Below are 25,575 nucleotides of genomic sequence, written 5' to 3'. Positions count from 1 at the left end.
CCGTCAGACCGTCGCGTAGGCGACGATGCCGCGGCGCACCGCGTCCGTCGCACGACGAGCCGTGCGGGCGAGGTCCTCGTCGCCCGCGTTGCGGATCTGGTCGAGGAGGTCGATGACCTGCTTCGACCAGCGGACGAAGTCGCCCGCGGCGAGGTCGAGCGACCGCAGCACGTCGTCGAGCGGGGACCCGGAGGCCCACCGGAACATCCCGAGCGCGATCGCCGGTGTCGGCGGCTCGGAACCGGCGAGCCGGGCGTCGCGCTCGACGTCGTCCAGGCGGGCCCAGATCGTGAGCGTCTCGTCCAGAGCCGGCCGGAAGGCGCCGCGCGGCACGGCGTGCTCGGTGCCCGGCGCGTCCTCGCGGCGGGGCTGGTAGACGATGGTCGCCGCCATCCCGGCGAGCTGCGCGGGTGTGAGTTCCTTCCACACGCCGGCCTCGAGGCACTCGGCGACGAGCAGGTCGCGGTCCCCGTAGATGCGCTGCAGCCGCCGACCGCCGGCCGCCACCGTGACGTCCCCGGAGTCGTCCTGCACCAGGTACCCGAGTGCGAGCAGCACGTCGGTCACGCGGTCGAACGTCGTCGCGACCGCGCCCGTGCGGGACCGGATCTGCTGCACGAGCTTGTCGTTGCTGCGCTTGAGCTTGTACCAGCGCTCCGCCCAGCGGGCGTGGGCCTCGCGGTCCGGGCAGGCGTGGCACGGGTGCCGCTGGAGCTGCCGGCGGACCTCGGTGATCGCGGACTGGCGGTCCTGGCGGGCCCCGTGCGAGGCCTCGCGGCCGCCGGGCACGTTCGAGCGCTCGAGGTCCGACAGCCGTCGGCGGAGTGCCGCGTACTCCGTGAAGTCACCGAGGTGGCACTGCATGGCGTTCTGGTAGCCGTCCAGGGACTCCTGCTGCGACCGGACCTTGCGGGCGAGGTCGACGACGGACCGGTCCGCCTGGAACTGCGCGAACGAGGTCTCGAGCACCTCGCGCGTGCGGTCGCGGCCGAACTGCTCGATGAGGTTCACGGCCATGTTGTAGGTCGGCTTGAACGACGAGTTGAGCGGGTAGGTCCGACGGCTCGCGAGCGACGCGACGGCCTGCGGCTCGAGGCCGTCCGACCACTGCACGACCGAGTGGCCCTCGACGTCGATCCCCCGACGCCCCGCACGACCGGTGAGCTGCGTGTACTCCCCCGGCGTGATCGGGACCCGGGCCTCGCCGTTGAACTTCTCGAGCTTCTCGAGGACGACGGTGCGCGCCGGCATGTTCACCCCGAGGGCCAGGGTCTCGGTGGCGAAGACGACCTTGAGGAGCTTGCGCTGGAACAGGTCCTCGACGACCTCCTTGAACGCGGGCAGCAGCCCGGCGTGGTGTGCGGCGACCCCGCGCTCGAGCCCCTCCAACCACTCCCAGTAGCCGAGGACGGCGAGGTCCTCGTCGAGCAGGGTGCGGCAGTGGTACTCGGCCGTCTCGCGGATCTCACGCCGCTCGTCCGCGGTCGTCAGCGACAGCCCCGAGCGCACGACGTGCCGGACGCCCTGGTCGCAGCCGTTCCGGCTGAACACGAAGAAGATCGCCGGCAGGAGCATGCGCTCGTCGAGCATCTTCGCGATCTGCTCGCGGTGGGCCTTCTCCGCACGGGGACCACGGCGGTCCGGGTACACCGGGCGCCCGCGACGGCCGCGCGGACCGTTCGTGCCGTGACGGTTGGCGCCGCCGACGAGCCGGAGGAGCTCGGGGTTGACGCGGTTCGTCGCCGCGGCACCGGACGAGTCGAAGAGGTCGACCATCTTGTTCCCGACGAGCACGTGCTGCTCGAGCGGGACCGGGCGGTCCTCGGAGACGATGACGTCGGTGTCGCCGCGCACCGTCTGCAGCCAGTCGCCGAACTCCTCGGCGTTGCTGACGGTCGCGGAGAGCGACACCAGCCGGACCTCGGTCGGGAGGTGCAGGATGACCTCTTCCCAGACCGCGCCACGGAACCGGTCGGCGAGGTAGTGCACCTCGTCGAGCACCACCCACGCCAGGTCGTCGAGCAGGTCCGAGTCGGCGTAGATCATGTTCCGCAGGACCTCGGTCGTCATCACGACGACGCGGGCCCGGGGGTTGACGTTCGTGTCGCCGGTGAGCAGCCCGACCTCGGTCTCGCCGTACGCCTGCACGAGCTCGGCGTACTTCTGGTTGCTCAGCGCCTTCATCGGCGTCGTGTAGAACACCTTCGCGGTCGGCTGTCGCATCGCCAGCCAGATCGCGAACTCGGCCACGATCGTCTTGCCGGCGCCGGTCGGTGCGGCCACGAGCACGCTGTTGCCGCGGTCGACCGCGTCACAGGCCGCGAACTGGAACGGGTCGAGGTCGAAGCGGAGGTCGGTCCGGAACAACTCGAGGTTCCGCGAGCGACGGCGGACCTTCGCGGCGGCGAACCGCTCGGCGGGGCTCAGGCTGGTCTCGGTCACAGGCCGTACTCCTCGTCGAGCTTCGCCTGGCGCTTCGCCAGACGGCGGTCGTGCACCCACGTCACCAGGCAGGCGGCGAAGTAGAGCACGACCATCGGGATGGCCAGGATGAACATGGACAGCACGTCCGCCGACGGCGTGACGAGCGCGGTGAAGACGAGGATCAGCACGATCGCGACCCGCCACGACCGGACGATCGCCGCGGCCGTCAGGACCCCGACGAAGTTGAGCAGGACGAGGAAGACCGGCAGCACGAAGGCGATGCCGACCGCGACGATGAGCTTGATGACGAAGTCGTAGTACGCCTTCGCGTCGACGATCGACGTGTCCTGCGCCGAGACGAAGCTGCCGAGGATGCCGACGACGTGCGGCAGGACGTACCACCCGAAGGCGCACCCGGCGAAGAACAGCGGGATCGCCGAACCGAGGAAGCCCCACACGTACTGCTTCTCGCGACGGACCAGGGCCGGGACGATGAAGGCCCAGATCTGGTACAGCCAGACCGGGCTCGCGATGACGACGCCGATCGTGACCGCGATCTGCAGGCGGAGGTCGAACGCCCCCGTGATCATCGGGAAGTTCAGCTCCGCGGTGTGCCCGCCGACCCGGGCCAGCTGCGTGACCGGGGAGCGGAGCGCGTCGAGCACGAACGGTGTGAGGAACCAGCCGCCGACCGCCGCCACCAGGACCGCGACGACGGCCTTGAACAGGCGGTTGCGCAGCTCGATCAGGTGTTGACCGAGGGACATGCGGCCTTCGGGTTCCTTCGGTCGGCGCCCGTGCCGCTTCTCTCGCCCGCCCGCGGTCGTCGAAGCCATGCACCGATCCTACGGCAGCGGTCTCTCAGTGGACGTCGAGAGCGGCCGCCGCGAACGCGCGCACGGCCTCCCGGGCGGCGGGTGGGTCGATCACCACGGCGCGGCCGGGCAGCCCGGCGACGAGCCGGACGACCCCGTCGAACCCGGCCGACGCCGCGAGCCGGATGCGCACCCGCCCGTCGGCGTCCGGCGCATCCGCGGTGTCGGCGAGGAAGTCGGCGACGAGCGGCAGGGACGAGGCGTCGAGCTCGACCGTGACGATGACGTCCTGGGCGCTCTGCTGGAACAGCGTGTCGGGCAGGACGACGTCCTCGATGGTCCGTTCGGCGGGCCGGTCGTCCACGCGCACGCCGGACATCCGGTCGAGGCGGAAGGTGCGGATGGCCGCGCGGTCGAGGTCCCAGGCGCGCAGGTACCAGTCGGCGTCGATCGACTCGACGCGGAGCGGGTCGACGCGACGCGTGCCGCCCTGCGTCCGCGGTCCCGCGTACTCGAACAGGAGTCCACGTCGCTCGGACATCGCCTGACGGATGACGGTCAGGGACGCGTCGTGCAGGTCCTGGCCGACGGCCACGTTCCCCGCCGCGCCACCCGCACCGCGCGACAGTTTCGCCATCAGTGCCCGGATGGCGTCCGTGTCGGCGGCCTCGGGCAGGGCGGACAGGTACTGGAGGCCCGCGATGAGTGCCGACGCCTCGCGCGCCGACAGCCGCGGGGCGTCGTCGATCGCCACGAGGTTCGTCAGCACGATCATGTCGTTCTGGTCGAAGTCGTCCCAGGCGATGTCGAACAGGTCGCCGTGCTGGTACTGCATGGTCTCGCCCGGGACGCCGGACACCGCGATGAGCTCGACGGCACGCCGGATGCGGGACTCGGGGACCCCGAAGTGCCGGGCGGCCTCGGCGACGGAGACGCGTTCCCGGTCGATGAGGTACGGCACGAGTGCCAGCAGGAAGGCGAGCTTGTCCTGCGCTTGCAGGGGCTGGGCGTCAGCCACGGTCGGGTCCGTCCTCGGGCAGGCGGCGACCGTCCTCGGCGCCGCGGTGGTCGGCGGTCCGCTCGGGCGGCCCGGAGTGGTCGGCGACGAGCACGCGGAGGCGGTCGACCACGCGCTGCCGCAGGTCCTCCGGTTCGACGACCCACACCTCGGGGCCGAACGCGGCGAGTTCCTCGGCCAGGATCTGCGGGTCGACGTGGTGGACCACCAGTTCGCCGTCCGTCGTCGCGGTGGTGTCCCGCCGACGGGCCAGACGGCGTTCGGCGTCCGACCCCGGGACGACGTGCACGGTCGCGGTGCGCTCCGCCCAGACCCGGTCCAGGCCGGCCAGCGCCCGCTCCCCCGCGTCCGCCGGTGCCGGGTGCTGACCGACCTCGAACAGGGTCACCGGACCGACGATCCGGGACAGCAGGTAGTTCTTCTCGGACCGCGTCGCGAACTCGTGCGCGGCGAGCATCCACCGGCCGCCGTGCTGGACGAGCGCGAGCGGCGCGAGCTCGCGGACGCGGGCCTCGTGGTGGCCCGGCGTGATGTACGCGAACCGGACGGCGGCGCCCCGGTCGAGAGCCGACCGCAGGGGTTCGAACGCGGTGTCCCGGGTGCGCAGCCGCGGGGCGTAGGCACCGATCGCGGTCGCACCGTCGCCGCTCTCGTGCTCCGAGCCGTCGTCCTCGGACCCGGCGGAGCGCACCTTGAGCAGTCCGCGCCTGGAGTCGGCCGACAGGGCGCCCTCGCGCCACGCCATCGCGGCGAGCGACAGCAGGGCGGACTCGTCGGGCGTGAACCGGACGTCGAGCGGCAGGTCGTACTCGCCCTTCGGGATCCGGTAGCGCAGCGTCTGGTTGTTCCCCGCGGCACCCGGCGTCTCGATCGTCTCGAGCGGGATCCCGAGCTCGCGGACGTCGTCCTTGTCGCGCTCGAACTGCCGCTCGAGCGAGGCGTTGTCACCGCCGGGCGCGTACCGCTGCCGGTACCCCTGGACGTTCGCCAGGATCTCGGACTTCGTCAGCCCGGACTCCGTCGAGAGCAGTGCGAGCACGAGGCTGAACAGCCGTTCCTCAGCGGGCACACGGGGAGCACGGGTGGTGGGCACGTGCCGATCCTACGCAGCCGCGGGTCAGCGCGGCATCGCGCCGAGCACGTCGATGACGTACGCGTACGCGGCACCCTGCTGGTGGACGATCGCGAGGACCTGGTCCCCGACGTGCCGGCCGATCAGGGCGTTCCGGATGCCGTCGACGACCTGGCCCTCGGCCAGCGGGAGCGGCTGCGCGCCGGACCCGTCGGTCCAGCTCGAGCCCGCGACGGTGGAGTCGGTCGTGCTGCTCCCCCACGTGACGGCGGTGTACTTGACGACCGCGGTGTCCTCCGCGGTCAGCGTCGCGCCGTCGCCCTTGCGGAGCAGGTGCTGCTCGTCCTTCTCCGGCGCCGGCCACGAGGGGATGGTGATGCCGGGTGCGCCGTCCGGTGCGAGCACGACGGCGGGCATGCCGTCGCCCGCGAGCTGGGGCGAGCCAGTGGCGCGGGCGGCGAACGCACGCTGCACGTCGACGACGAAGACGGCCGCGTCCTCGGCCTTCCCCGTCGAGCGGGAGGGGGCGGTCCCCGAGAGTGCCGACTTGGGCATCGCGACGGCGAGTCGGTCGCCGACCTGGGCGCACTCGAGGGCCTCGCCGAGCGCACCGGCGTTGGTCGAACCGGCCGTGATCGGGTTCGAGGAACCGGTGTAGCCGCTGGTCTGGGCGACCTCGCCGGTCGCGCCGTCGACGAGCGTGTACTCGAGGACGACCGGTGTGCCGTCCCCGATCGTGCGGCCGTCGCCCTGGCGGAGGACGGAGACCTGGGTGCCGGTGGCGGTGAGACCGGCGGGCACCGTGACGTCCGGCTGCGAACCGAACGCGCCCCTGGCCGAGACGGCCTCCGACGCGGCTCCGGACGGCGCGCACGTGCTCGACGATCCCGCACCGGGAGCGGCGCACGCCGTCAGTGACGCGACGAGACCGATGGTGACCACGAGTGCGGGGATGGTGCGCACGGATCCTCTTTCCGTTCGATGCAGGACGGGCACGGAGGTCAGCTTAGTGGGCGTCGTCGTCGGGTCCGGACGCCGCCGAGCCACCGTCCTCGCCCGCCTCGGCCGCCGCGACCTTGCGGGCCTGGGCGGCCGCCTGACGCGCGACCTTGCGGAGCTTCTTGTCGCTGGCGCCACGCTCGCCGACGGCGCCGGGGGTCCAGGCCTCGACGTCCTCGTCCGAGAACTCCGCCTTGCCGGCACGACGCTTCAGGTTCGGCAGGACGACCCCGTCCGCCAGGCGACGTGCGGTGACCAGGAAGCCGGTGTGCGCCACCATCCGGTGGTCCGGTCGCACGGCGAGCCCCTCCACGTGCCACGTGCGCACGAGCGTCTCGCTCGACTGCGGGTCCGTGAAGCGCCCGGTGTCACGGAGGGCCTCGGCGGTGCGCGACAGCTGCGTGACCGTCGCGACGTAGCAGACGATGAGCCCGCCGGGCACGAGGGCGTCGGCGGCCTCGTCGACGCACTCCCACGGAGCCAGCATGTCGAGCACCACGCGGTCGATGCTCTGCGGCTCGACGGCCTGCGGGAGCTCCTCGACGAGGTCCCCGACGGTCACCGACCAGTTGTCCGGGACCGCCCCGAGGAAGGTGCCGACGTTGCCGCGGGCGATCGCGGCGAACTCGTCGCGGCGCTCGAACGACTGCAGGCTGCCGGTCGGGCCGATCGCCCGGAGGAGCCACAGCGAGAGTGCGCCGGAACCGACCCCGGCCTCGACGACCCGTGCGCCGGGGAAGACGTCCGCGAACGCGACGATCTGGGCCGCGTCCTTCGGGTACACGATCGCGGCACCGCGCGGCATCGACATGACGTAGTCGTTGAGCAGGGGACGCAGCGCCAGGTACTCGTCCCCGGAGCTCGCCCGGATGACCGAGCCGTCCGGCTGCCCGATGACGTCGTCGTGCGCGAGCATGCCGCGGTGCGTGTGGTAGACCACGCCGCGCTCGAGCGACAGCGTGGTGAGCTTCCCCTTCGGGCCCGTGAGCTGGACGCGGTCACCGGCACGGAACGGCCCGCGCGGCGGGGTGTGCGGCGCACCCCCGACCGTGTGCGGCAGCTCCACCGCGTCCTGCGCGGTCGGCTCGCCAGGGGTGGTGGGCTCGTCGGTCGTGGCGTCGCTCATCGCGCGTCCCCTTCGGTGACGGGGGCCGACGCCGTGACGGAGGCCGGGCCTCCCTGGCGGTCGGTGGCACGGGCCGCCAGGGCCGGGCCGGTGAGTTCGAGCAGGCGGTCGACGGTCACGCCGTCCAGGGTGTCGAGGAGGACGTCGCAGGCACCCTCGGCGAGCGGGACGATGTGCTCGACGCCCACCGTCACCGCGCCGGACGCGACCGCCGAGGCGACGCCGGTCGCGGAGTCCTCGATCGCGATGCACGTGGTCGGGTCGACCCCGAGCTGCGCGGCCGCGCTCAGGTAGGCGTCCGGGTACGGCTTCGGGCGCTCGACGTCGTCACCGGCGACGACGACCCGGAAGCCGCGTGCGCCGAACGCCTCGGCGGTGACCAGGGCCATCGTGCGGCGCGACATCGTGACGAGTGCGGTCGGGACCCCGCGGTCGTGCAGTTCCTCGACGAGCTCACGGGCACCGGGACGCCACGGCAGGTCGTCCCCGTGCAGGCGCTCGACCACGAAGTCGGTCATCCACGCGACGATCTGCTCGACCTCCATGTCGACGCCCTTGGCACGGAGGATCTCGCCGGACCGCTCGAGGCCGCTGCCGACGAGCGACAGGCCGTCCTCGTGCGTCCACTCGGCGCCGAAGCGCGCGGTGAGCACGACCTGCGACTCCTGCCAGATGGGCTCGGTGTCGATGATCGTGCCGTCCATGTCCCACAGCACGGCTGCGGGCAGCACCGGGTCGGGCCGGACGGTGGTGGGGGGTTGCGCGGTCACGGGCGACGAGTCTACCGGCGGCGTCGGCGACCCCCGGGCCGGGGACGCCCGCCCGGGGGCAGCGGGTCTATCGTGGATGCCTGATCGTGCTCCGGTCCGACGCGCGCGACTGCGGGTGCGTCGACCCGCTCCACAACCAGGAGGCCCCTGCCGTGCCACAGCACTCCCCCTTCAGCGACGGACGACTCCTCGTCGTCGCGTTCGAGGGCTGGAACGACGCCGGCGAGGCCGCGAGCGGACTCGCTCGTCGCATCGTCGACGCCCTCGAGCTCGATGAACTCCGCGAGATCGACGGGGAGCGGTACGTCGACTACCAGTTCAACCGTCCCGAGGTCGGCTTCGACGACGAGGGCGAGCGGGCCGTCACCTGGCCGCGCATCGTCCTGCACGGCCCGAGTGCCGAGGGCCGACCGGTGATCGGGGCGACCGGCGCACCGACCGAGCGGGACGTGTTCGTGCTCGTCGGCCCCGAGCCGTCGCGAACCTGGCGCGCCTTCTGCGCCGAGGTCATCGACCTGGCGGACGTGTACTCGATCGACGCCGTGGTCTTCGTCGGGGCGATGCTCGCCGACGTCCCGCACACCCGGCCCATCTCGGTCTTCGTGTCGAGCGAGAACGCCGGCGTGCGTGCGGCGTTCGACGTGGACAAGTCGACGTACGAGGGCCCGACGGGCATCCTCGGGGTCCTCGCAGACGCGATGGACAAGGCCGGGCTGACCACGCTGTCGCTCTGGGCGTCCGTGCCGCACTACGTGCACAACGCCCCGTCGCCGAAGGCCACCCTGTCGCTGCTCGACAAGATGGAGGAGTTGACGGACGTCACCGTGCCGCGCGGCACCCTGCTCGACGACGCCGCGCAGTGGGAGGAGGGCATCGACGCCCTCGCCGCGGACGACGAGGACATGGCCTCCTACATCGGCCAGCTGGAACAGGCGCGCGACACGGTCGACTCCCCCGAGGCGTCCGGCGACGCCATCGCGCAGGAGTTCGAGCAGTACCTGCGGCGCCGGGAGCACAAGGACGGCAAGGACGGCGGCGGGGCGGCGGGCGAGGGCCCGTGGCGGCCGCCGCAGCCGCCGCAGTAGACGCGGGCGTGTGACGGACGGGAGGTCCGGTACCAGCTGGTACCGGACCTCCCGTTCGTCTCGGGGTGGCAGCGTCCGCCGCCACGGCGGTCAGGCGATGCGGATGCCGAGCAGGGCGTCGACGAGGTCGACGAGCTCGGGGGTCGCCGCCGTCCCGCCGGCGATCGCGGTGTCGACCACCGCGACCGCGCCCGGCGTGTCGAGGTCGTCCGCGACCCGGGCCCGGAGCCGCGCCACGACGGCGTCGGCGTCCTGCTCGGAGCCGGAGCCGGAGCGCACCCACGTGTCCCAGGCAGCGAGGCGGCGGCCCGCGTCGTCGAGGTCGCCGTCGGTCCACTCCCAGTCGTCGGAGTACCGGTGCGAGAGCAGGGCCAGGCGGATCGCCCGCGGATCGGCGCCACCGTCGAGGAGCCCGCGCACCGTCACCAGGTTGCCGAGCGACTTGGAGATCTTCGCCCCCTGGTAGGCGACCATCCCGGTGTGCACGAAGGCGTTCGCCAGCGGCTGGGAGGCCAGGGCCGCGGCGTGCCCGGCGCTCATCTCGTGGTGCGGGAAGACGAGGTCGCTGCCGCCGCCCTGCACGCTGATCGGCAGGCCGAGCTTGTCGCCGGCGATGACGCTGCACTCGATGTGCCAGCCCGGGCGTCCGGGGCCGATCTCGGTGTCCCAGCTCGGTTCGCCCTCGCGCTCGGCACGCCAGAGCAGCGGGTCGAGCCGGTCGCGCTTGCCGGGCCGGTCGGGGTCGCCGCCGCGCTCGGCGGAGAGGGCGAGCATCGTCTCGCGATCGAGACGACTCTCGTCGCCGAGCGTCCAGGCGTCGCTCGGGCGGCTGACGTCGAAGTAGAGGTCCTCGCCGTCGGAGTCCGGCGTCGGCACCGTGTAGGCGTAGCCCGTCTCCTCCAGGTAGGCCACGGCCTCGGCGACGCGCTCGACCTCGTCGGTGACGGCCACGTAGTCGTCCGGCGGCAGGACGCGCAGGGCCTCCATGTCGCGGCGGAACAGGTCGATCTGCGAGGCGGCGAGCTCCCGCCAGTCCACGCCGTCACGCGTCGCCCGCTCGAGGAGCGGGTCGTCGACGTCGGTCGTGTTCTGCGCGTACCGCACCGGCAACCCGGCGTCCCGCCACGCCCGGCCGAGCGTGTCGAAGGCCAGGTACGTCGCGGCGTGCCCGAGGTGCGTGGCGTCGTACGGGGTGATCCCGCAGACGTAGAGCGACGCGTCGTCGTTACCACGCGTCGGGTCGACGGGCTTGCCGGTCGCGGTGTCGTGGACGAGCGGACGGGGGCCGGCCCCCGGGACCTCGGGGACGCTCGGTGCCTGCCAGGCCCTCACGGCTCGACCACCCCGAGGGAGAGCAGCACGATGAGGACGACACCGAGGAGGATGCGGTAGACCACGAACGGCATGAAGCTCCGCTTGCTGATGTAGTTCATGAACGCGGCGATGACGACGAACCCGACGACGAAGGCCACGACGGTCGCGATCAGGGTGTCCGCCACGCCGAACGGCGCTCCGGTGTCGCCGAGGCTCGTCGCGGCCTCGTACAGCCCGGACAGGAACACCGCGGGGATCGCGAGGAGGAAGGCGAAGCGCGCGGCCGCCGGACGGGTGTACCCGAGGGCGAGCCCCATCGAGACCGTCGCACCGGACCGGGAGACGCCCGGGACGAGCGCGAGGACCTGCGCGAGCCCGATGAGGATGCCGCCCTTGAAGGTCATGTGCTCGATCCGCCGGACCTTCCGTCCGACCCGGTCGAGCACGCCCAGGACGACGCCGAAGACGATGAGCACGATCGCCACGATCCAGAGCGACCGGAACGTGGTCTCGATGCTGTCCTGGAGCAGCAGGCCGACCACGCCGATCGGGATCGTGCCGAGGATGACGAGCCACCCGAGGCGGACGTCCGGGTCGTTCCGCGGGACCTTGCCACCGAGCGCGCCGAACCACCGCCCGATGATCCGGGTGATGTCCTTCCAGAAGTAGATGAGCACGGCGGTCTCGGTACCGAGCTGCGTCACCGCGGTGAAGGCCGCACCGGGGTCCTCCGCATCCGGCAGGAACAGCCCGACGATGCGCAGGTGCGCGCTGGAGGAGACCGGCAGGAACTCGGTCAGACCCTGGACGAAGCCGAGGAAGATCGCCTCGAAGATGTGCACGTGTGCGGCCTTTCGCCGGTGCTGGACTCGGTCGCCGTTCCCGACGACGACCATGCACGGTATCAGTAGGTCGCGAAGAGGTCTCCGAGGACGCGGCGGCCGAACGCCAGCGACTCGAGCGGGACCCGCTCGTCGACGCCGTGGAACATCGCCGGGAAGTCCACCCCGGCGGGCAGCTGCAGCGGCACGAAGCCGTACCCGGCGATGCCGAGACGGGACAGCGCCTTGTTGTCGGTGCCGCCGGAGAGCAGGTACGGCAGGACCGGGGCGCCCGGGTCGTGCCGCTCGAGGACGTCCCGGACGGCGTCGACGAGCGGACCGCCGAAGTCCTGCTCGAGGCCGACGTCCTGGTGCGTCATGGTGACCTCGACGTCCTCGCCGGCGAGTTCCCGCACGCGGGCCAGGACGGTCTCCTCGTCACCGGGCAGGCAGCGGATGTCGACGAGCGCGGTGGCCTCGTCCGGGATCACGTTGTGCTTGTACCCGGCGTGCAGGACGGTCGGGTTCGTGGTGGTGTGCAACGCCGCGTGGATGAACCGCGCCGCGGAGCCGGTGGCCAGGGCGACCTCGTCCGGACCGGTGGCGACCGGGTCGACGCCGAGGAAGCGGGCGACCTCGGCGACCATCGCCTCGGTCGTGTCCGAGAGCCGGACCGGCCACTCCTCGCCGCCGATCCGGCCGACGGCGGCGGCGAGCTTCGTGACGGCGTTGTCGCGGATGACGTGCGAGCCGTGCGCCGCGGTCCCGTGGGTGGTCAGCTTCACCCACATGAGCGCCTTCTCACCGGTCTGGAGCAGGTAGGCGCGACGGTCGCCGAGCGTGATCGAGTAGCCGCCGACCTCGCTGATGGCAGCGGTCGCCCCGGCGAAGACCTCGGGATGCGTGTCCACGACGTGGTGGGCGCCGAGGATGCCCCCGGCCTCCTCGTCCGCGAAGTACGCGATGACGAGGTCGCGCTCGGGAGCGCCCTGGCGTTCGACCACGTCGGCCAACGCCGTGAGCATCATCGCGTCCATGTTCTTCATGTCCACGGCGCCACGACCCCAGAGCGACCCGTCGCGCACCTCGCCGCCGAACGGGTCGACGGACCAGTTCGCCGGGTCGGCCGGGACGACGTCGAGGTGCCCGTGCACGACGAGGCCCGGCTTGCTGCGGTCCCGGCCGGGGACGCGGGCGACGACGCTGACCCGGTCCGGCTCGGACTCGAACAGCTGCGGGGTCAGGCCCAGGTCCTGCAGCGCTGCCTCGACGTAGTGCGCTGCCTCGGTCTCACCCCGGGACTTCCCCTCACCCCAGTTCGTGGTGTCGATCCGGATGAGGTCCCGCGCGATCGCCGCGGTGCGTTCCAGCTCGGACGTCATGCGACAACGCTACCGGCGACACCACCGAGCACCGCGATACGGTCGCGCCGCGCCCGGGATGCGCACCCGTGTTCAGCGTGCGTTCACAGCCGTGCTAGTGTCTTCTCTCGGCAGGAAGGCCGGGGAAACCCGGTCGGACAGCCCGGTGCGAGAGCACCACACCCAGTCCGGGTGGCGGAATTGGTAGACGCGCTAGCTTGAGGTGCTAGTGCCCGTATTAGGGCGTGGGGGTTCAAGTCCCCCCTCGGACACGCAGTACCTGGTCTCCGGACCACGTGCTCGGACACTTGTGTTGAGACAAGCGGCGAACGGCCCTCCTTCGGGAGGGCCGTTCGTTTTTCCGCGCCCAGAGCGCGGTGCTGTTCTCGGTCAGCGCCGGGCGCGCCGCACCACCCAGACGGCCACGCCGCCGATGAGCAGGTACGGCCAGGTCGCGACGACGGGGTCGAGCACTCCGTGCCGCCAGTCCCGCCGCGCCGTCCCGAGCCGCGCGCCGACCGGGTCGTCCGCCCGTTCGGCGGCGATCCCGGTTTCCTTGACGAGCCGGTCCGGCCGGCCGCGGAGCGCGTCCGTGACCCGGTGCGTGGCGACGTCGAGGCGGTCGCCGACGACCAGGAGCATCCAGTGGGCCAGCCGTCCCTCGCTGAAGCGGCGGTAGGCGTACCGCTTCACGACGCCGGCGATGCCGGACAGGGGCTGCGCGGTGCCGAACACCGGCGTGACGTGCGCGTGCTCGATCGACCGCTCGCGGCCCTCCCCACCGGGCTGCTGCTCCGGTCGGTCCCAGTGCGCGTTCGTCGCCGAGCCGGCCTCGCGGGACAGCTTCGGGACGCTCGGCCGGTCGGCGAGGTCCAGGTCGCTCCCCCATCCGGGGATCCGCGCGCGGAGTTCGTCCGCGGACGGCAGGTCGCGCGGCTTGTCCGCCACGTACGCGATGTGGTCGTCGGCGCCGTGGCCGTCCGGTGTGGTGCGCATGCTCTGGTCTCCGTTCTCGCTCACGGCACGATCACCGGCTTGATGCAGCCGTCGAGCTTCGCCGAGAACAGGTGGTACGCCTCGTCGATGTGCTCGAGCGGGATCCGGTGCGTGATGACGTCGCTCGGCTTGAGGTGCCCGGCCTGGATGTGCTCGAGCAGCCGCGGCCACTGGCGCTTCACCGGCGCCTGGTTCATGTGGATGGTGACGCCCTTGTTGAGCGCGTCGCCGAACTTGACGGCGCTCGGGATCGGGCCGTAGGCGCCCATCACCGACACGGTGCCGCCCTTGCGGACACCGTCGATCGCCCAGTTCAGCGCGATGGGCGAGCCGCCCTGCAGCTTGAGCTTCGAGCTCGTCACGTGCTGCAGGTAGTTGCCGTCGGCCTCCGCACCGACCGCGTCGATCACGCTGTCGGCGCCGAGGAAGTCGGTCTGCTTCTTCATCTCGACGACGATGTCGTCCACCTCGGCGAAGTTGATCGTCTCGGCCTGCGCGAACTCGCGGGCCTTCGCCAGGCGGTACTCGAGCTGGTCGACGACGATCACACGGCCGGCGCCCATGAACCACGCGGACTTCGCCGCGTACAGGCCGACCGGGCCGGCGCCGAGCACCACGACGGTGTCGCCTTCGCGGATCGACGCGAGCTGGGCACCGAAGTACCCGGTGCCGAGTGCATCCGTCATCATCAGGGCGTCCTCGGCGTCGAGCCAGTCCGGGATGACCTGCGGGCCGACGTCGGCGAACGGGACGCGGACGCGCTCCGCCTGCCCGCCGTCGTAGCCGCCGGTGGTGTGCGAGTACCCGAAGATGCCGCCGACCGCGGTCGCGTTCGGGTTGACGTTGTGGCAGTTGGTGAACAGGCCGCGGGCGCAGAACCAGCAGGTGCCGCAGGAGATGTGGAACGGGACCATCACCCGGTCGCCGACGCTGAGCGTCTCGACGGACGACCCGACCTCCTCGACGACGCCGATGAACTCGTGACCGAAGGTGTGGCCGACGCGGGTGTCCGGCATCATGCCGTGGTACAGGTGCAGGTCCGACCCGCAGATCGCGGCGCGTTCGACACGGATGACCGCGTCGTTCGGGTGCTCGATCCGGGGGTCGGGCTTGTCCTCGACGCGGACCCGGTAGGGGCCGCGGTAGGTCATGGCGCGCATGGCGCTCCTCTCGCTCGTACCGTCCACGCTGACGGACGGCGGATGGGAGGCGGCCCAGGCTCGCGTTCGACGCACAGCCGCCACGCGGACGGACGGGAGGCCCGGTACCAGCTGGTACCGGGCCTCCCGTCTGCAGGCAGTCGCGTGCTAGCTCTTCGCGGCGTCCACGAAGTTCTGCCGCGGGTCGGTCTCCTTGATGAGGGACGTCGCGTCGCGGCCGGAGACCGCACCGGTCACCCAGCCGATGACGATGCGCGCCTTGCGGTTCAGCGTCGGCATCGCGTACACGTGGTACGAGCGGTGCGCCATCCACGCCAGCAGGTTCGTCATCTTGATGCCCTTGATGTTCGCCGCGCCCTTGGCGACACCGTACGAGGCGACCGTGCCGATGGACGGGTGGCGGTACTCCACGAGGGGCTTGCCCGTGATCGAGGCGACGATGTTGTCCGCGACGACGACGGCCTGCCGGACGGCGTTCTGGGCGTTCGGCGGGTAGTACGCCGGCTGCTTCTCGGCCGTCAGGTCCGGGACCTGGGCGACGTCGCCGAGGCCCCAGACGCCCGGGACGACCTCGTGCGTGTCCTCGGACTCGACCTGGAGCTTCGCGTTGGCGGCGAGGTGCCCCTTCGGCCCGCGCGGCAGGTCGGTGGCGTCGAGGAGCGGGTTCGGCTTGACGCCGGCCGTCCAGACGAGCAGGCCGGTGGCGAACTCGTCACCGTCGGAGAGCTTGACGATCCCGCCCTCGCAGCTCGGCATGGTGGTCTTGAGGCGGACGTCGATGCCGCGGGCACGGAGGGACTCGAGGGTCCACTTCGACAGCTCGGGGCCGACCTCGGGGGCGACCCGGTCGAGGGCGTCGATGAGCACCCAGCGCGGCTGTTCGCCGGCGAGCGACGGGTACGTGGCGATCGCGGCCTGGGAGACGTCGAACAGCTCACCGATCGCCTCGACGCCGGTGTAGCCGCCGCCGATGAAGATGCTCGTGAGCAGGCGACGACGCTCGTCCTCGTCGCGCGTGGCGGCGGCCTTCGCGATGTTGTCGAGGAGCTTGGCGCGGACGTACGCGGCCTCCTCGACCGTCTTGAAGCCGACGCCGACCTCGTCGAGGCCGGGCGTCGGGAAGGTACGGGTGACCGAGCCGAGTGCCACCACGAGGTGGTCGTACTCGAAGGACCGGTCGTCACCACCGGCCGTCGCGACGGAGACCGTCTTGTCGGCCGAGGAGATCCCGGTGACCTTGCCCTGGATGACCCGGGTCTTGCGGAGCGCACGTCGGAGTTCGACGGTGACGTCCTTCGGGGCGATGTGACCGCCGGCGACCTCGGGCAGGAACGGCAGGTACGTGTAGTACGTGTTCTGGTCCACGAGGGTGATGCGCATGGGCACCGAGGCGGCGTGCTTCTGGAGCTGCTTGACCGCGGTGTAGCCGGCCGAGCCGCCGCCGAGGACGAGGACGTGGGGGATGGAGTCTGCCATTCCTCCGGTCTACCCGATCCGGCCCCTCCCCGTCATCAGCGCCGCACCTGTGCGGCCGATCCGGTCCCGATCCGGATCGTCCACGGGTCAGCTGCGGCCGTCGCGGAGGCGCCACCACGCCGTCTCGGCGACCTCGCGGCCGGTGTACACGCCGTGCTGCGTGCGACGGGACTCGTGCAGGGAGAACCGCCGGAGCCGGTAGCCGCCCCCGAAGCGGTCGATGATCGCCTCGGGTGAGGAGTCCGCGTCGCGCTTGACGTACCAGGTGCGGTCGTCGTCGACCGGCTCGATCACGCGCGGGTCACCGTCGGCCGCCGATGCGGGAGCGGAGGATGTCGATGCGCTTCTGGATCTGCTCGATGCTCGCCTGCGCGACGGCCGGACCACCGCTGATCCGACGGAGCTCGGCGTGGATCGACCCGTGCGGTTCGTTCGCGTGCCGGGACCAGATCGAGACGAGGCGCTGCAGTTCCGACCGCTGCTCCTTGATCGTCATGTACATCGGCCGGTCCGCCGGCTCGGGCGCCTTGGGCGTCCCGTCCTTCGGGACGCGGCCCTTCGAGCGCTTGGCCTGGGTCGCCTGCCGGGCGCGGAGGAGGTCCCGCACCTGGTCGGGCTCGAGCAGCCCGGGGATGCCGATGAAGTCGAGTTCCTCGAGCGACCCGACCTCGCCGCCGGTGCCGAACTCGCCGCCGTCGTAGAGGACCCGGTCGAACGACGCCTGCGAGTCGAGCGCCTCGAACGGCTGCACGTCGAGCAGGCTCTCGGAGGCCCGGTCCTCCTTGTTCGCCTCCGCCACCATGGCGTCCTCGGGGTTGTACATGCCGTCCTCGGCGTCCTTCGGGCGGTCGAGGGCGTGGTCGCGCTCCAGCTCGAGGCTGGCGGCCAGCGCCATCAGCCCGGGCACGCTCGGCAGGAAGACCGACGCGGTCTCGCCGCGACGTCGGGCGCGCACGAAGCGGCCGATGACCTGGGCGAAGAACAGCGGCGTGCTCGCGCTCGTGGCGTAGACGCCGACGCAGAGCCGCGGCACGTCGACGCCCTCGGACACCATCCGGACGGCGACCATCCACCGCGAGGTGTCCTCGGCGAAGGACTGGATCCGGCTCGACCCGGCGGCCTCGTCGGACAGGACCACGGTCGGCCGCTCCCCCGTGATGCGCTGCAGGATCCGCGCGTACGCCCGGGCGGTCGTGGTGTCGGTCGCGATCACCAGCCCGCCGGCGTCCGGCACGCCACGGCGCACCTCGGTGAGGCGCTTGTCCGCCGCCGAGAGCACGGCGGGCATCCACTCGCCCTCCGGCGACAGCGCGGTGCGCCAGGCCTGCGCGGTGATGTCCTTCGTGACGGGGTCGCCGAGCGAGGCGGCCATCTCGTCGCCCATCCGGGTCTTCCAGCGCATCTGCCCGGCGTAGGCCATGAACAGCACCGGGCGGACGACGCCGTCCTTGAGTGCCCGGCCGTAGCCGTAGTTGTAGTCCGAGATCGAGGTGCGGATCCCCTGCTCGTCCGGGGCGTACTGGACGAACGGGATCGGCGCCGTGTCCGACCGGAACGGCGTGCCGGACAGCGACAGTCGGCGCGTGGCCTTCGTGAACGCCTGCCGGATGCCGTCGCCCCACGTCAGCGCGTCGCCGCCGTGGTGCACCTCGTCGAGGATCACGAGGGTCTTGCCGCCCGCGGTGATCCGCTCGTGCACCTCGGGGTTCATGCCGACCTGCGCGTAGGTGATCGCGACGCCCTGGTAGTGCCGGCCGAACATGCCGTCGCCGTTCTTGAACATCGGGTCGAGCCGGATGTTCACGCGGTCGGCGGCGTCGGCCCACTGCCGCTTCAGGTGCTCGGTGGGCGCGACGACGACCAGGCGGTCGACGGTGCCGCGGGCGAGGAGCTCGGTCGCGAGGCGCAGCGCGAAGGTGGTCTTGCCGGCGCCGGGGGTCGCCGCGGCGAGGAAGTCGCGCGGTTCCTTCTCGAAGTACTTCGTGAGCGCTTCGACCTGCCAGGCGCGGAGCTTCGAGGCGGTGCCCCATGCGGCACGTTCGGGGAAGGCGGGCGACAGGTGCTCGGCCGCCGCGTTGCCCGCGACCTCGGCGATCGCCGCCGGTCCGGTGGGGCGGTGGTCGTCGGACAGCCCGTCGATCGGGAGTTCGGCGGGTTCCTGGTGCTCGATGTTCTCCGCTGCGCTCACTCCACCCGAGTGTACCGGCACGCGGTCGCCCGACACGTGTCAGTCCTGCCGGGCGTGCGGCACCCGCGGCGTGCTCGGGCCGGGACCGCCGCCGGACCCGCGCACGAGTGACGCGGGACGCAGGACACCGGCACCGAAGCGCGCGGTGACCGCGTCCACGGTCGTCTCGGTCTCCCGCCACGGCGCGTCGTCGTCCCACAGCGCGTTGCTCGCGGCCGCCGGCACGAGGTTCTCGCCGCGGACGCCGATGAGCCGGATCCGGTTGCCCGGACGGTGCAGGACGTCGTACAGCTCGACGGCCTCCCGGTGGATCCGCTTGGCGACGTCGCTCGGCTCGGCGAGGGTGCGGGAGCGGGTGAGCGTCGTGAAGTCGGTGTACCGCACCTTGAGCGCGACGGTCCGGGCCTGGACCTCGGCGCGTCGGAGCCGGACCGCGACCTTCTCGGCGAGTCGGAGGAGTTCCCGCGCCACGTCGTCCCGCTCGGTGAGGTCACGGCCGAACGTGACCTCGTGCCCGATCGACTTCTCACCGACCCCGGCCTCCACCGTGCGCGGGTCCCGGCCCCACGCCAGGTCGTGCAACCGCTGTCCACCGGCCGGACCGAGCAGCGACACCAGGGACGGCAGCGGGGTCGTCGCGAGGTCCCGCACGGTGTGGATCCCCCGACGCTCGAGCGTCTCCTGCGTCTTGCCCCCGACGCCCCACAGGGCCGAGACCGGCTGCGGGTGCAGGAAGGCGACGGTGTCGGCGTGCGGGACGACGAGCAGGCCGTCCGGCTTGGCGCGGCTCGAGGCGAGCTTCGCGACGAACTTCGTCGACGCGGCACCCACCGAGCAGTGCAGGCCCGTCTCGGCGAACACGGTGCGGCGGATCTCGGCGCCGATCTGCCACGGCGTGCCGTACAGGCGGAGGGCCCCGGCGACGTCCAGGAACGCCTCGTCGATGCCGAGCCGCTCGACCCGCGGGGTGAAGCGGTCGAAGATCCGCATGACCTGCGCGGAGCGGGCGCTGTACTTCTCGAAGTGCGGCTCGACGATGACGGCGGCGGGACACCGCCGTTTCGCGACCGCCATCGGCATCGCCGAGTTGATGCCGTACCGGCGGGCCTCGTAGGTGGCGGCCGTGACGACGGAGCGGTCGGAGTCGTGCCCGACGATCACCGGCAGGCCGACGAGGTCCGGGCGGTCGAGCAGTTCGACGGAGGCGAAGAAGGCGTCCATGTCGACGTGCAGGACCGTCGCCGAGCGGTCGTCGACGGGCGTGTCGGAGACGATCCGGTTGCGTCCGTCCTGCTTGCTCACCGGGTCATGGTCGCACGGACCGCCGACACCGCAGCTGCCGGTTCACCGCGGCAGCAGACCGAGTTCGGCCGCCGCGATCGTCCGCATCGCCGAGTCCCGTGTCGACGGGTGGTACTGGCCGGCGCGGACGTCCCGGGCCAGGCGGGCGAGTTCGTCGGTCGACCGGAAGGCCGACCCGCCGACGACGCGCATCGCCTCGTCCACCGCGTGCTGCGCGGTGTCCACGGCACGGGCCTTCGTCCCGACGAGCAGCGGGAACCAGCGGTCGGAGTCCACCAGGTCGTCGACGTCGCGCGCCAGTGCGTCGACCTGCAGGTGCACGGCGTCGGTCGCGCTCCGCATCGCGGCCACGGCACGACGGACGTCCAGGTCGGCAGAGCGGGCCGTCCCGTCCGCCGCGGTGCGGGCGGCCACCCGCTCGACCGCGAGCGTCACCGCACGCGAGGCGATGCCGACGTACACGGACGCGACGAGCAGCTCGAACGCGGCGAAGACACCGAAGACCAGCGGATCGGCCACGGGTCCGACGGGCAGGACGCGCACGATCCGGTCGGCGGGTACGTGCAGCCCCTCGAGCAGGGTCGTCCGGCTCTGCGTGGCCCGCATGCCGAGGGTGTCCCAGTCGTCGAGGTGCCGCACGCCACCGTCGCCGCGCAGCGCGAAGCCGTGCACGAGCCGGGGCTCCGGGCCGGACGTGTCCTTGCCGAACACGCTCAGCACGTCCCACGCGGGCGCCAGGGACGTCGAGACCTTCGTGCCTCTGAAGCGGTAGCCGCCGGCGCCGTCCGGCTCGGCCACGGTGCGCGAGTCGAACAGGACCGCGTCGTTGCCGGGCTCGCTCACGCCGAACGCGAGGAGTCGGTCCGCTGCAGCGGCGTCGGTGACGGTGTCGAGGAACGACCCGCCCCTGGCGGACACGGCGCGGGCGGCCTGCACCCACACCTGGTGCATCCCGAGCCCGAGGGCCGTCGCCGGTGCCGCCTCGGCGAGCGTCCGCTGGACCGCTGCGGTCGCCCGGAGACCCAGCCCCGAGCCTCCGTCCCGGACGGGCACGCCGATCCGCAGGTAGCCGGCCCGTCGGAGTTCGTCGAGGTCCTCGACGCAGAACGCGTTGTCCGCGTCGTACCGGGGAGCACGGTCGGCGATGCGGGCGAGGAGCTCGTCCGGCACGGACCAGGGACGCTGCTCGAGCGGGGTGGACGAGGTCATGGGACGAGAGTACGGTCGCCAGGCGTGTCAGACCGTCATCCCTGGACCAGGTTCGTCGCCATCGGTGACTCCTTCACCGAGGGCATCGGCGACCCGGACCCGTCGTCCGTCGGCGGGCACCGCGGGTGGGCCGACCGCGTGGCGGACGCGCTCGCGGACGGCACGGACGAGGACTTCGCGTACGCCAACCTCGCGGTGCGGGGGCGCCTGCTCCGGCAGATCGTCGACGAGCAGGTGGAGGCGGCGCTCGCCCTCGGACCGGACCTCGTCACGGTGTCCGCGGGCGGGAACGACGTCATCCGTCCCGGTTCCGACCCGGACGAGCTCGCCGAACGGTACGACGGGATGGTGGAGCAGCTCCGCCGGGACGGTGCGACCGTGGTGCTCTTCACCGGACCGGACGTCGGGACCACGCCGGTGCTCGGCATGGTCCGCGGGAAGACCGCGGTCTACAACGAGCACCTGCACGCCATCGCACTCAAGCACGGCGCACTCGTGACGAACCTCTGGGCGCTCCGGGTCCTCCGGGACCCGCGGATGTGGGCGCCGGACCGGCTGCACCACTCGCCGCTCGGGCACGCGACCGTCGCGGCCGCCGTGCTCGACACGCTCGGTGTCCCGCACGCACTCGGACCGTCGGTGCCGGAGCCGCTCGCCGCCCGACCGTGGCGGGAGGCGCGGGTCGAGGACCTGGGTTGGGCGAAGGAGTACCTCGTGCCCTGGGTCGTGCGACGCGTGCGCGGGACGTCCTCCGGTGACGGCGTCACGGCGAAGCGGACCACCCTGCAGCCGGTCACCCGGCGCGACTGAGCACCGAGGCCGACGGTCCCACCCGGACCGCGTGCCCGGCGTGGTCTCCGCGCACGCCGACGCTGCCGCTCAGGCCGGGGTCGCCCGCTTCGGCCACACGGTGTAGCCGAGCGCCCAGAGCAGTTCGACGGCCACGACGACGCCGAGCACCGGGAACCAGGCGACGAGCGGCTCGATCCCCGGCGTCCCCGGTCCACCCCAGGCGATCAGCCCCGCGAGCACGGCCGCGGACAGCGCGGCGGCGATCACCGTGCGCACGACGTCGGCCCAGCACTTCCGCGTGTACGCCCAGCCGAGTGGCTTCGCGGGGAGTGCCTGCCCGGTCCGGAGGCGTGCGAGGTGCCGGTCCGCCCAGCGCATCATGCGGTGCCCGTAGGTGACCGAGAAGCCGATGTAGAGCGCGGCGAGTCCGTGCTCCCACGTGGCCGATCCCCCGGCGCGGAGGTCGATCGCGGTGACGACCAGGAGCACGGCGTCGAGCACGGGCGCGAGCACGAGGACCGCGGCGCCGAGCCGCGGCATCCCGGCCACCGACCGCAGGGTCAGGCCGCCGAGGACCGCGATCCAGAAGCCCACCTCGCAGGCGACGATGACGGCGATCACGGGGCGACCAGTGTTGTTGTTGGTACGAGTGTGTTCACACTGGTCATGGTAGTACGACTGTGTACGATCGGCACGTGCCCCGCCTCATCGACCACGACGAACGTGACGCCGTCATCGCCGCCGCCGCCTGGCGTGTCCTCGCCCGCGACGGGCTCCCGGGGTTCTCCGTCCGTCGGGTCGCCGAGGAGGCCGGCCTCGCCACCGCGTCCCTCCGGCGCGCCTTCCCGACGCAGGTGGCACTGCGGACGTACTGCCTCCGGCTCGTCGGCGAACGGGTCCAGGCACGGATGGACGCCGTCACCGTCGACCCCGCCGTCGACCCGCGAGCGTTCGTGCTCGCCTGCTTGGCCGAGCTGCTGCCCCTCGACGCCGACCGACGCTCCGAGACGGAGGTGTGGCTCACCCTCGGGTCACTCGCCCTGACCGACCCGGACGCTCGCGCCGCCCATGCCGAGACGGAACGAGCCCTGGCCCGGGCGTGCCGGTCGCTGCTCGCACTCCTGACACCGGAGGCCGACCCGGACGAGCTGGACACCGCGGCCCGCCGGCTGCACGCCCTGGTCGACGGCCTCGCGCTGCACCTCGTCCATGCTCCGCCGACCGCGGACACCGGGTGGGCGCTCGAGACGCTCGAGTCCGCGGTGCCGACCGCCGCACCGTCGTCGGACCGGCCGGGCCCGCACGACGGCGGACGACCGGCCGCGGGACCCGCCCGTTAGCCCGCCAGCGCGCCCGGGTCGAGCTCCACGCCGCGGAACGGGTTCGTCCACCGCCACCAGACGCCGGGGTCCTCGATCGACCCGTCGAGCTCGAGCGGCACCGTGACCGGGTCGTGGTGCTCGACGGTGAACCGCACGCGGCCGACGCGCTCGCCCGCCGCACCGAGCGTCACCGGTTCGAGCGTCGTCTCCGCCGACACGGTCGTGCTCCCCCACACCAGGACGGACGCCGCCCGGCTCGCGGTCGCGTCGACCTCGTCCTGCCACGGTGCCGTGTACGTGCCGAACGTCTGTCCCTCGTTCGTCAGGGTCACCACGTGGAAGTCGTCCGCGACCGAGTGCAGCAGCCGCCGGACGTCGGCGTCGAGGGCGTCGTGGTCGACCCCGCCGAGCATGGCGCCGACGACGGTCACCGGTCGGCCGCCACGCTCGTAAGTGGCGGCGAAGAGCAGGCACGCACCCGCTTCGTCGAGGGTGCCGGTCTTGATCCCCTCGACACCGTCCATGCCGAGCAGCTTGTTCGAGTTCTCGATCTCGCCGACACCCGGGACCGTCACCGACGCCGTGCCGACGACCTCCTTGACCACCGGCTCCGCGAGCGCGAGCTGCCCGAGGTCCACCAGGTCGGTCGCCGTCGACCGGTTCCGTGGGTCGAGGCCGGTCGGTTCGACGATCGTGGTGTCGTCCAGCCCGTGGTCGTCGAGCCACGTCGCGGCTGCGGCACGGTAGGCGTCCATCGACCCGAACGCCCAGAGGGCGAGTGACCCCGCGTAGTTGTTCGCCGACTCCATGAGCGCCACCTGCAGCACCCGGTACTCGGACATCCGCCCGTCGGCCGGCAGCGGGGCGACCTCGCCGTTCAGCGCCGCGTACTCCGCGTACAACGCCTCCATCGCCGGCGTGAACCGGACCGACGGCCCCTGCTTCCCGACCGGGAGGGGCTTCTCCTCGAGCACGACGAGCGCCGTCACGATCTTCGAGATGCTCGCGATCGACCGCTGCTGCCGGTCCCCGCTGGTCGTGAGACTCTCCGGGAACCCCTCGGCCTCGACAGCGGTGGCACCGTAGTCCGGGAACCGGAGCTCCGGCGCGCGCACCCTGGGTGCCTCGTAGGTCGCGGTGCTCGCGGTTGCCGGGGCGAACGGCACGAGGGCGGCCGCGGCCAGGAACGCGGCGACCAGCAGGAGGACGGCGACCACGCCGAGCGTCACGGGCCTCCGGAGCGCGGAGCGGGGGCGGCGGACGACGTTCGGCACGAGACCGGATCGTACTGGAGGCCCGGGGCGCGTCCCTGGGACCCGCCGCCGTCGGCGTGTGGCTGGTCCGTGCCTCCCGACGGTCCTGGCGAGACCGTCCGGCGGCCGGGCCGGGCCAGGCCAGGCCGGGCCAGGCCGGGCCAAACCGGTCAGGTCTGGTCTGGTCTGGGCCGGTCAGCGCGAGCGCTGCGCGTGCGCGACCGCCCAGAGACCGACGGCGCTCGCCGCGGCCACGTTCAACGAGTCCACCCCGTGGTGCATCGGGATCCGCACGGTGGTGTCCGCGGCGGCGACCGCCGCGGGCGTCAGGCCCTGGCCCTCCGTGCCCATCACGAGCGCGACGCGCTCGGGGACGTCCGCGACGAAGGCCTCCAGGTCGACGGAGCGGTCGGTGAGCGCCATCGCGGCCACGTGGAAGCCCTGGGCGCGGAGGTCCTCGCCCGCCGCCGGCCACTCCCCGATGCGTGTCCACGGCACCTGCAGCACGGTGCCCATGCTCACCCGGACGCTCCGCCGGTACAGGGGGTCGGCGCACCGCGGGCTGACGAGCACCGCGTCGGCACCGAGCCCGGCGACGCTGCGGAACACCGCGCCGACGTTCGTGTGGTCGACGACGTCCTCGAGGACCACCACGAGGCGTGCGTCGCGGACGACGTCGGCCACGGACGGCAGCGAAGGGCGGTGCATCGCGGCGATCGCCCCGCGGTGCATCCGGAAGCCGGTCAGCTCCTCGAGGAGGGCGTCCGACCCGACGAACACCGGGCCGTCGTGCCCGTCGACCAGGGGCAGGACGCTGTCGAGCCACTTCTCCTGTACGAGCACGCTCCGCGGGACGTGACCGGCCCGGACCGCGCGCTCGATGACGGTGTTCGACTCGGCGATGTACAGGCCACCCTCGGGCTCGGTGACCCGTCGGAGCGCGACGTCGGTCAGGCGCGCGAAGTCGTCGAGGCGCGGGTCGTCGAGGGAGTCGATGCGGACGGGGTGCACGGTGCTCGTTCCGGTCGGGAGGGCGGTGGTGGTCCGGCTCGGGCCCGGCGGCGCGGGTCCC

The 25,575-nt window shown here is 72.5% G+C and carries 23 protein-coding genes and 1 tRNA gene; 4 read left to right on the top strand and 20 right to left on the bottom strand.

What is annotated here, in order from left to right; all coding sequences use genetic code 11:
* Positions 1-3: 3 nt before the first annotated feature.
* The 7 genes from DEJ16_RS09110 to DEJ16_RS09080 all read right to left on the bottom strand — a co-directional run bounded on the left by DEJ16_RS09110 (position 4) and on the right by DEJ16_RS09080 (position 8,224).
* Positions 4-2,442, bottom strand: a complete 2,439-nt coding sequence (locus DEJ16_RS09110) for an RNA helicase (RefSeq protein WP_110824969.1) — start codon at positions 2,440-2,442, stop codon at positions 4-6.
* Positions 2,439-3,191, bottom strand: coding sequence for a twin-arginine translocase subunit TatC (gene tatC / locus DEJ16_RS09105; RefSeq protein WP_110824970.1), 753 nt, complete (start codon positions 3,189-3,191; stop codon positions 2,439-2,441). The genes DEJ16_RS09110 and tatC overlap by 4 nt, the downstream gene beginning before the upstream one ends.
* A gap of 94 nt (positions 3,192-3,285) precedes the next feature.
* Positions 3,286-4,257, bottom strand: a complete 972-nt coding sequence (locus tag DEJ16_RS09100) for a YafY family protein (protein WP_110824971.1) — start codon at positions 4,255-4,257, stop codon at positions 3,286-3,288.
* On the bottom strand, positions 4,250-5,350 hold the full coding sequence (locus DEJ16_RS09095; RefSeq protein ID WP_110824972.1) for a YafY family protein: 1,101 nt from the start codon (positions 5,348-5,350) through the stop codon (positions 4,250-4,252). Before DEJ16_RS09095 ends, DEJ16_RS09100 begins: the two co-directional genes overlap by 8 nt.
* Positions 5,351-5,374: 24 nt before the next feature.
* Positions 5,375-6,292, bottom strand: a complete 918-nt coding sequence (locus tag DEJ16_RS09090; protein ID WP_110824973.1) for an FKBP-type peptidyl-prolyl cis-trans isomerase — start codon at positions 6,290-6,292, stop codon at positions 5,375-5,377.
* 43 nt (positions 6,293-6,335) lie between these two features.
* Positions 6,336-7,454 carry a tRNA (adenine-N1)-methyltransferase gene (locus DEJ16_RS09085; protein WP_258365887.1) on the bottom strand — a complete coding sequence of 373 codons (1,119 nt, stop codon included), beginning with the start codon at positions 7,452-7,454 and terminating at the stop codon, positions 6,336-6,338.
* A complete protein-coding gene (locus DEJ16_RS09080; protein WP_258365886.1) occupies positions 7,451-8,224 on the bottom strand; it encodes an HAD family phosphatase in 774 nt (257 codons plus the stop codon). The genes DEJ16_RS09085 and DEJ16_RS09080 overlap by 4 nt, the downstream gene beginning before the upstream one ends.
* A 152-nt stretch (positions 8,225-8,376) precedes the next feature.
* On the opposite strand from DEJ16_RS09080, the gene DEJ16_RS09075 reads away from it, so the two are divergent.
* On the top strand, positions 8,377-9,309 hold the full coding sequence (locus DEJ16_RS09075) for a proteasome assembly chaperone family protein (RefSeq protein WP_110825207.1): 933 nt from the start codon (positions 8,377-8,379) through the stop codon (positions 9,307-9,309).
* A gap of 90 nt (positions 9,310-9,399) precedes the next feature.
* Here DEJ16_RS09075 and mshC read toward each other — a convergent pair whose 3' ends face one another.
* The 3 genes from mshC to DEJ16_RS09060 form a co-directional block, all read right to left on the bottom strand.
* Complete coding sequence (gene mshC / locus DEJ16_RS09070; protein WP_110824974.1) at positions 9,400-10,641, bottom strand: cysteine--1-D-myo-inosityl 2-amino-2-deoxy-alpha-D-glucopyranoside ligase; 1,242 nt, start codon at positions 10,639-10,641, stop codon at positions 9,400-9,402.
* Positions 10,638-11,465: an undecaprenyl-diphosphate phosphatase gene (locus DEJ16_RS09065; RefSeq protein ID WP_110825208.1), complete on the bottom strand. Its 828-nt coding sequence runs from the start codon at positions 11,463-11,465 to the stop codon at positions 10,638-10,640. The genes mshC and DEJ16_RS09065 overlap by 4 nt, the downstream gene beginning before the upstream one ends.
* Before the next feature lie 62 nt (positions 11,466-11,527).
* Entirely contained in the window at positions 11,528-12,826 is a 1,299-nt protein-coding gene (locus DEJ16_RS09060) for a M20/M25/M40 family metallo-hydrolase (protein ID WP_110824975.1), read from the bottom strand.
* Between the two features lie 165 nt (positions 12,827-12,991).
* Between DEJ16_RS09060 and DEJ16_RS09055 the strand changes: the two genes are divergently transcribed.
* A tRNA-Leu gene (locus tag DEJ16_RS09055) sits at positions 12,992-13,077 on the top strand.
* 118 nt (positions 13,078-13,195) lie between these two features.
* Here the strand turns inward: DEJ16_RS09055 and DEJ16_RS09050 are convergent.
* The 7 genes from DEJ16_RS09050 to DEJ16_RS09020 all read right to left on the bottom strand — a co-directional run bounded on the left by DEJ16_RS09050 (position 13,196) and on the right by DEJ16_RS09020 (position 21,136).
* Positions 13,196-13,825, bottom strand: a complete 630-nt coding sequence (locus DEJ16_RS09050; protein ID WP_258365885.1) for a hypothetical protein — start codon at positions 13,823-13,825, stop codon at positions 13,196-13,198.
* On the bottom strand, positions 13,822-14,961 hold the full coding sequence (locus DEJ16_RS09045) for a zinc-dependent alcohol dehydrogenase (protein ID WP_110824976.1): 1,140 nt from the start codon (positions 14,959-14,961) through the stop codon (positions 13,822-13,824). The genes DEJ16_RS09050 and DEJ16_RS09045 overlap by 4 nt, the downstream gene beginning before the upstream one ends.
* A 147-nt stretch (positions 14,962-15,108) precedes the next feature.
* Positions 15,109-16,437, bottom strand: a complete 1,329-nt coding sequence (locus DEJ16_RS09040; protein ID WP_110824977.1) for an NAD(P)/FAD-dependent oxidoreductase — start codon at positions 16,435-16,437, stop codon at positions 15,109-15,111.
* 87 nt (positions 16,438-16,524) lie between these two features.
* Positions 16,525-16,731, bottom strand: coding sequence for a hypothetical protein (locus DEJ16_RS09035; protein WP_110824978.1), 207 nt, complete (start codon positions 16,729-16,731; stop codon positions 16,525-16,527).
* A 7-nt stretch (positions 16,732-16,738) separates the two neighbouring features.
* Positions 16,739-18,568 carry a DEAD/DEAH box helicase gene (locus DEJ16_RS09030; RefSeq protein WP_181419547.1) on the bottom strand — a complete coding sequence of 610 codons (1,830 nt, stop codon included), beginning with the start codon at positions 18,566-18,568 and terminating at the stop codon, positions 16,739-16,741.
* Positions 18,569-18,664: 96 nt separating this feature from the next.
* Positions 18,665-19,927 carry a DNA polymerase IV gene (gene dinB, locus DEJ16_RS09025; protein WP_110824979.1) on the bottom strand — a complete coding sequence of 421 codons (1,263 nt, stop codon included), beginning with the start codon at positions 19,925-19,927 and terminating at the stop codon, positions 18,665-18,667.
* A 42-nt stretch (positions 19,928-19,969) separates the two neighbouring features.
* On the bottom strand, positions 19,970-21,136 hold the full coding sequence (locus DEJ16_RS09020) for an acyl-CoA dehydrogenase family protein (protein WP_110824980.1): 1,167 nt from the start codon (positions 21,134-21,136) through the stop codon (positions 19,970-19,972).
* Between the two features lie 24 nt (positions 21,137-21,160).
* On the opposite strand from DEJ16_RS09020, the gene DEJ16_RS09015 reads away from it, so the two are divergent.
* Entirely contained in the window at positions 21,161-21,946 is a 786-nt protein-coding gene (locus tag DEJ16_RS09015) for an SGNH/GDSL hydrolase family protein (RefSeq protein WP_110824981.1), read from the top strand.
* A gap of 69 nt (positions 21,947-22,015) precedes the next feature.
* Here the strand turns inward: DEJ16_RS09015 and DEJ16_RS09010 are convergent, their stop codons facing one another.
* A complete protein-coding gene (locus tag DEJ16_RS09010) occupies positions 22,016-22,549 on the bottom strand; it encodes a hypothetical protein (RefSeq protein WP_110824982.1) in 534 nt (177 codons plus the stop codon).
* Between the two features lie 74 nt (positions 22,550-22,623).
* Between DEJ16_RS09010 and DEJ16_RS09005 the strand changes: the two genes are divergently transcribed.
* On the top strand, positions 22,624-23,268 hold the full coding sequence (locus tag DEJ16_RS09005; protein ID WP_181419535.1) for a TetR/AcrR family transcriptional regulator: 645 nt from the start codon (positions 22,624-22,626) through the stop codon (positions 23,266-23,268).
* Here DEJ16_RS09005 and DEJ16_RS09000 read toward each other — a convergent pair.
* Both DEJ16_RS09000 and DEJ16_RS08995 read right to left on the bottom strand, forming a co-directional pair.
* A complete protein-coding gene (locus DEJ16_RS09000; RefSeq protein ID WP_146232854.1) occupies positions 23,265-24,524 on the bottom strand; it encodes a D-alanyl-D-alanine carboxypeptidase family protein in 1,260 nt (419 codons plus the stop codon). The genes DEJ16_RS09005 and DEJ16_RS09000 overlap by 4 nt on opposite strands.
* A 174-nt stretch (positions 24,525-24,698) precedes the next feature.
* Complete coding sequence (locus tag DEJ16_RS08995) at positions 24,699-25,514, bottom strand: RNA methyltransferase (protein WP_110824985.1); 816 nt, start codon at positions 25,512-25,514, stop codon at positions 24,699-24,701.
* Positions 25,515-25,575 lie beyond the last annotated feature (61 nt).

Source organism: Curtobacterium sp. MCJR17_055 (assembly GCF_003224335.1).
In the GTDB taxonomy this organism is placed as follows: domain Bacteria; phylum Actinomycetota; class Actinomycetes; order Actinomycetales; family Microbacteriaceae; genus Curtobacterium.
The sequence above is the reverse complement of the archived record's forward strand: the minus strand, read 5'-3'. Positions and strand labels throughout refer to the sequence as shown.

What these genes read in the sequence shown, in the direction of transcription:
- tatC (WP_110824970.1), bottom strand. Translation starts at nt 3,191, where the DNA reads ATGTCCCTCGGTCAACACCTGATCGAGCTGCGCAACCGCCTGTTCAAG.
- DEJ16_RS09085 (WP_258365887.1), bottom strand. Translation starts at nt 7,454, where the DNA reads ATGAGCGACGCCACGACCGACGAGCCCACCACCCCTGGCGAGCCGACC.
- DEJ16_RS09060 (WP_110824975.1), bottom strand. Translation starts at nt 12,826, where the DNA reads ATGACGTCCGAGCTGGAACGCACCGCGGCGATCGCGCGGGACCTCATC.
- DEJ16_RS09045 (WP_110824976.1), bottom strand. Translation starts at nt 14,961, where the DNA reads ATGCGCGCCATGACCTACCGCGGCCCCTACCGGGTCCGCGTCGAGGAC.
- DEJ16_RS09040 (WP_110824977.1), bottom strand. Translation starts at nt 16,437, where the DNA reads ATGGCAGACTCCATCCCCCACGTCCTCGTCCTCGGCGGCGGCTCGGCC.
- DEJ16_RS09020 (WP_110824980.1), bottom strand. Translation starts at nt 21,136, where the DNA reads ATGACCTCGTCCACCCCGCTCGAGCAGCGTCCCTGGTCCGTGCCGGAC.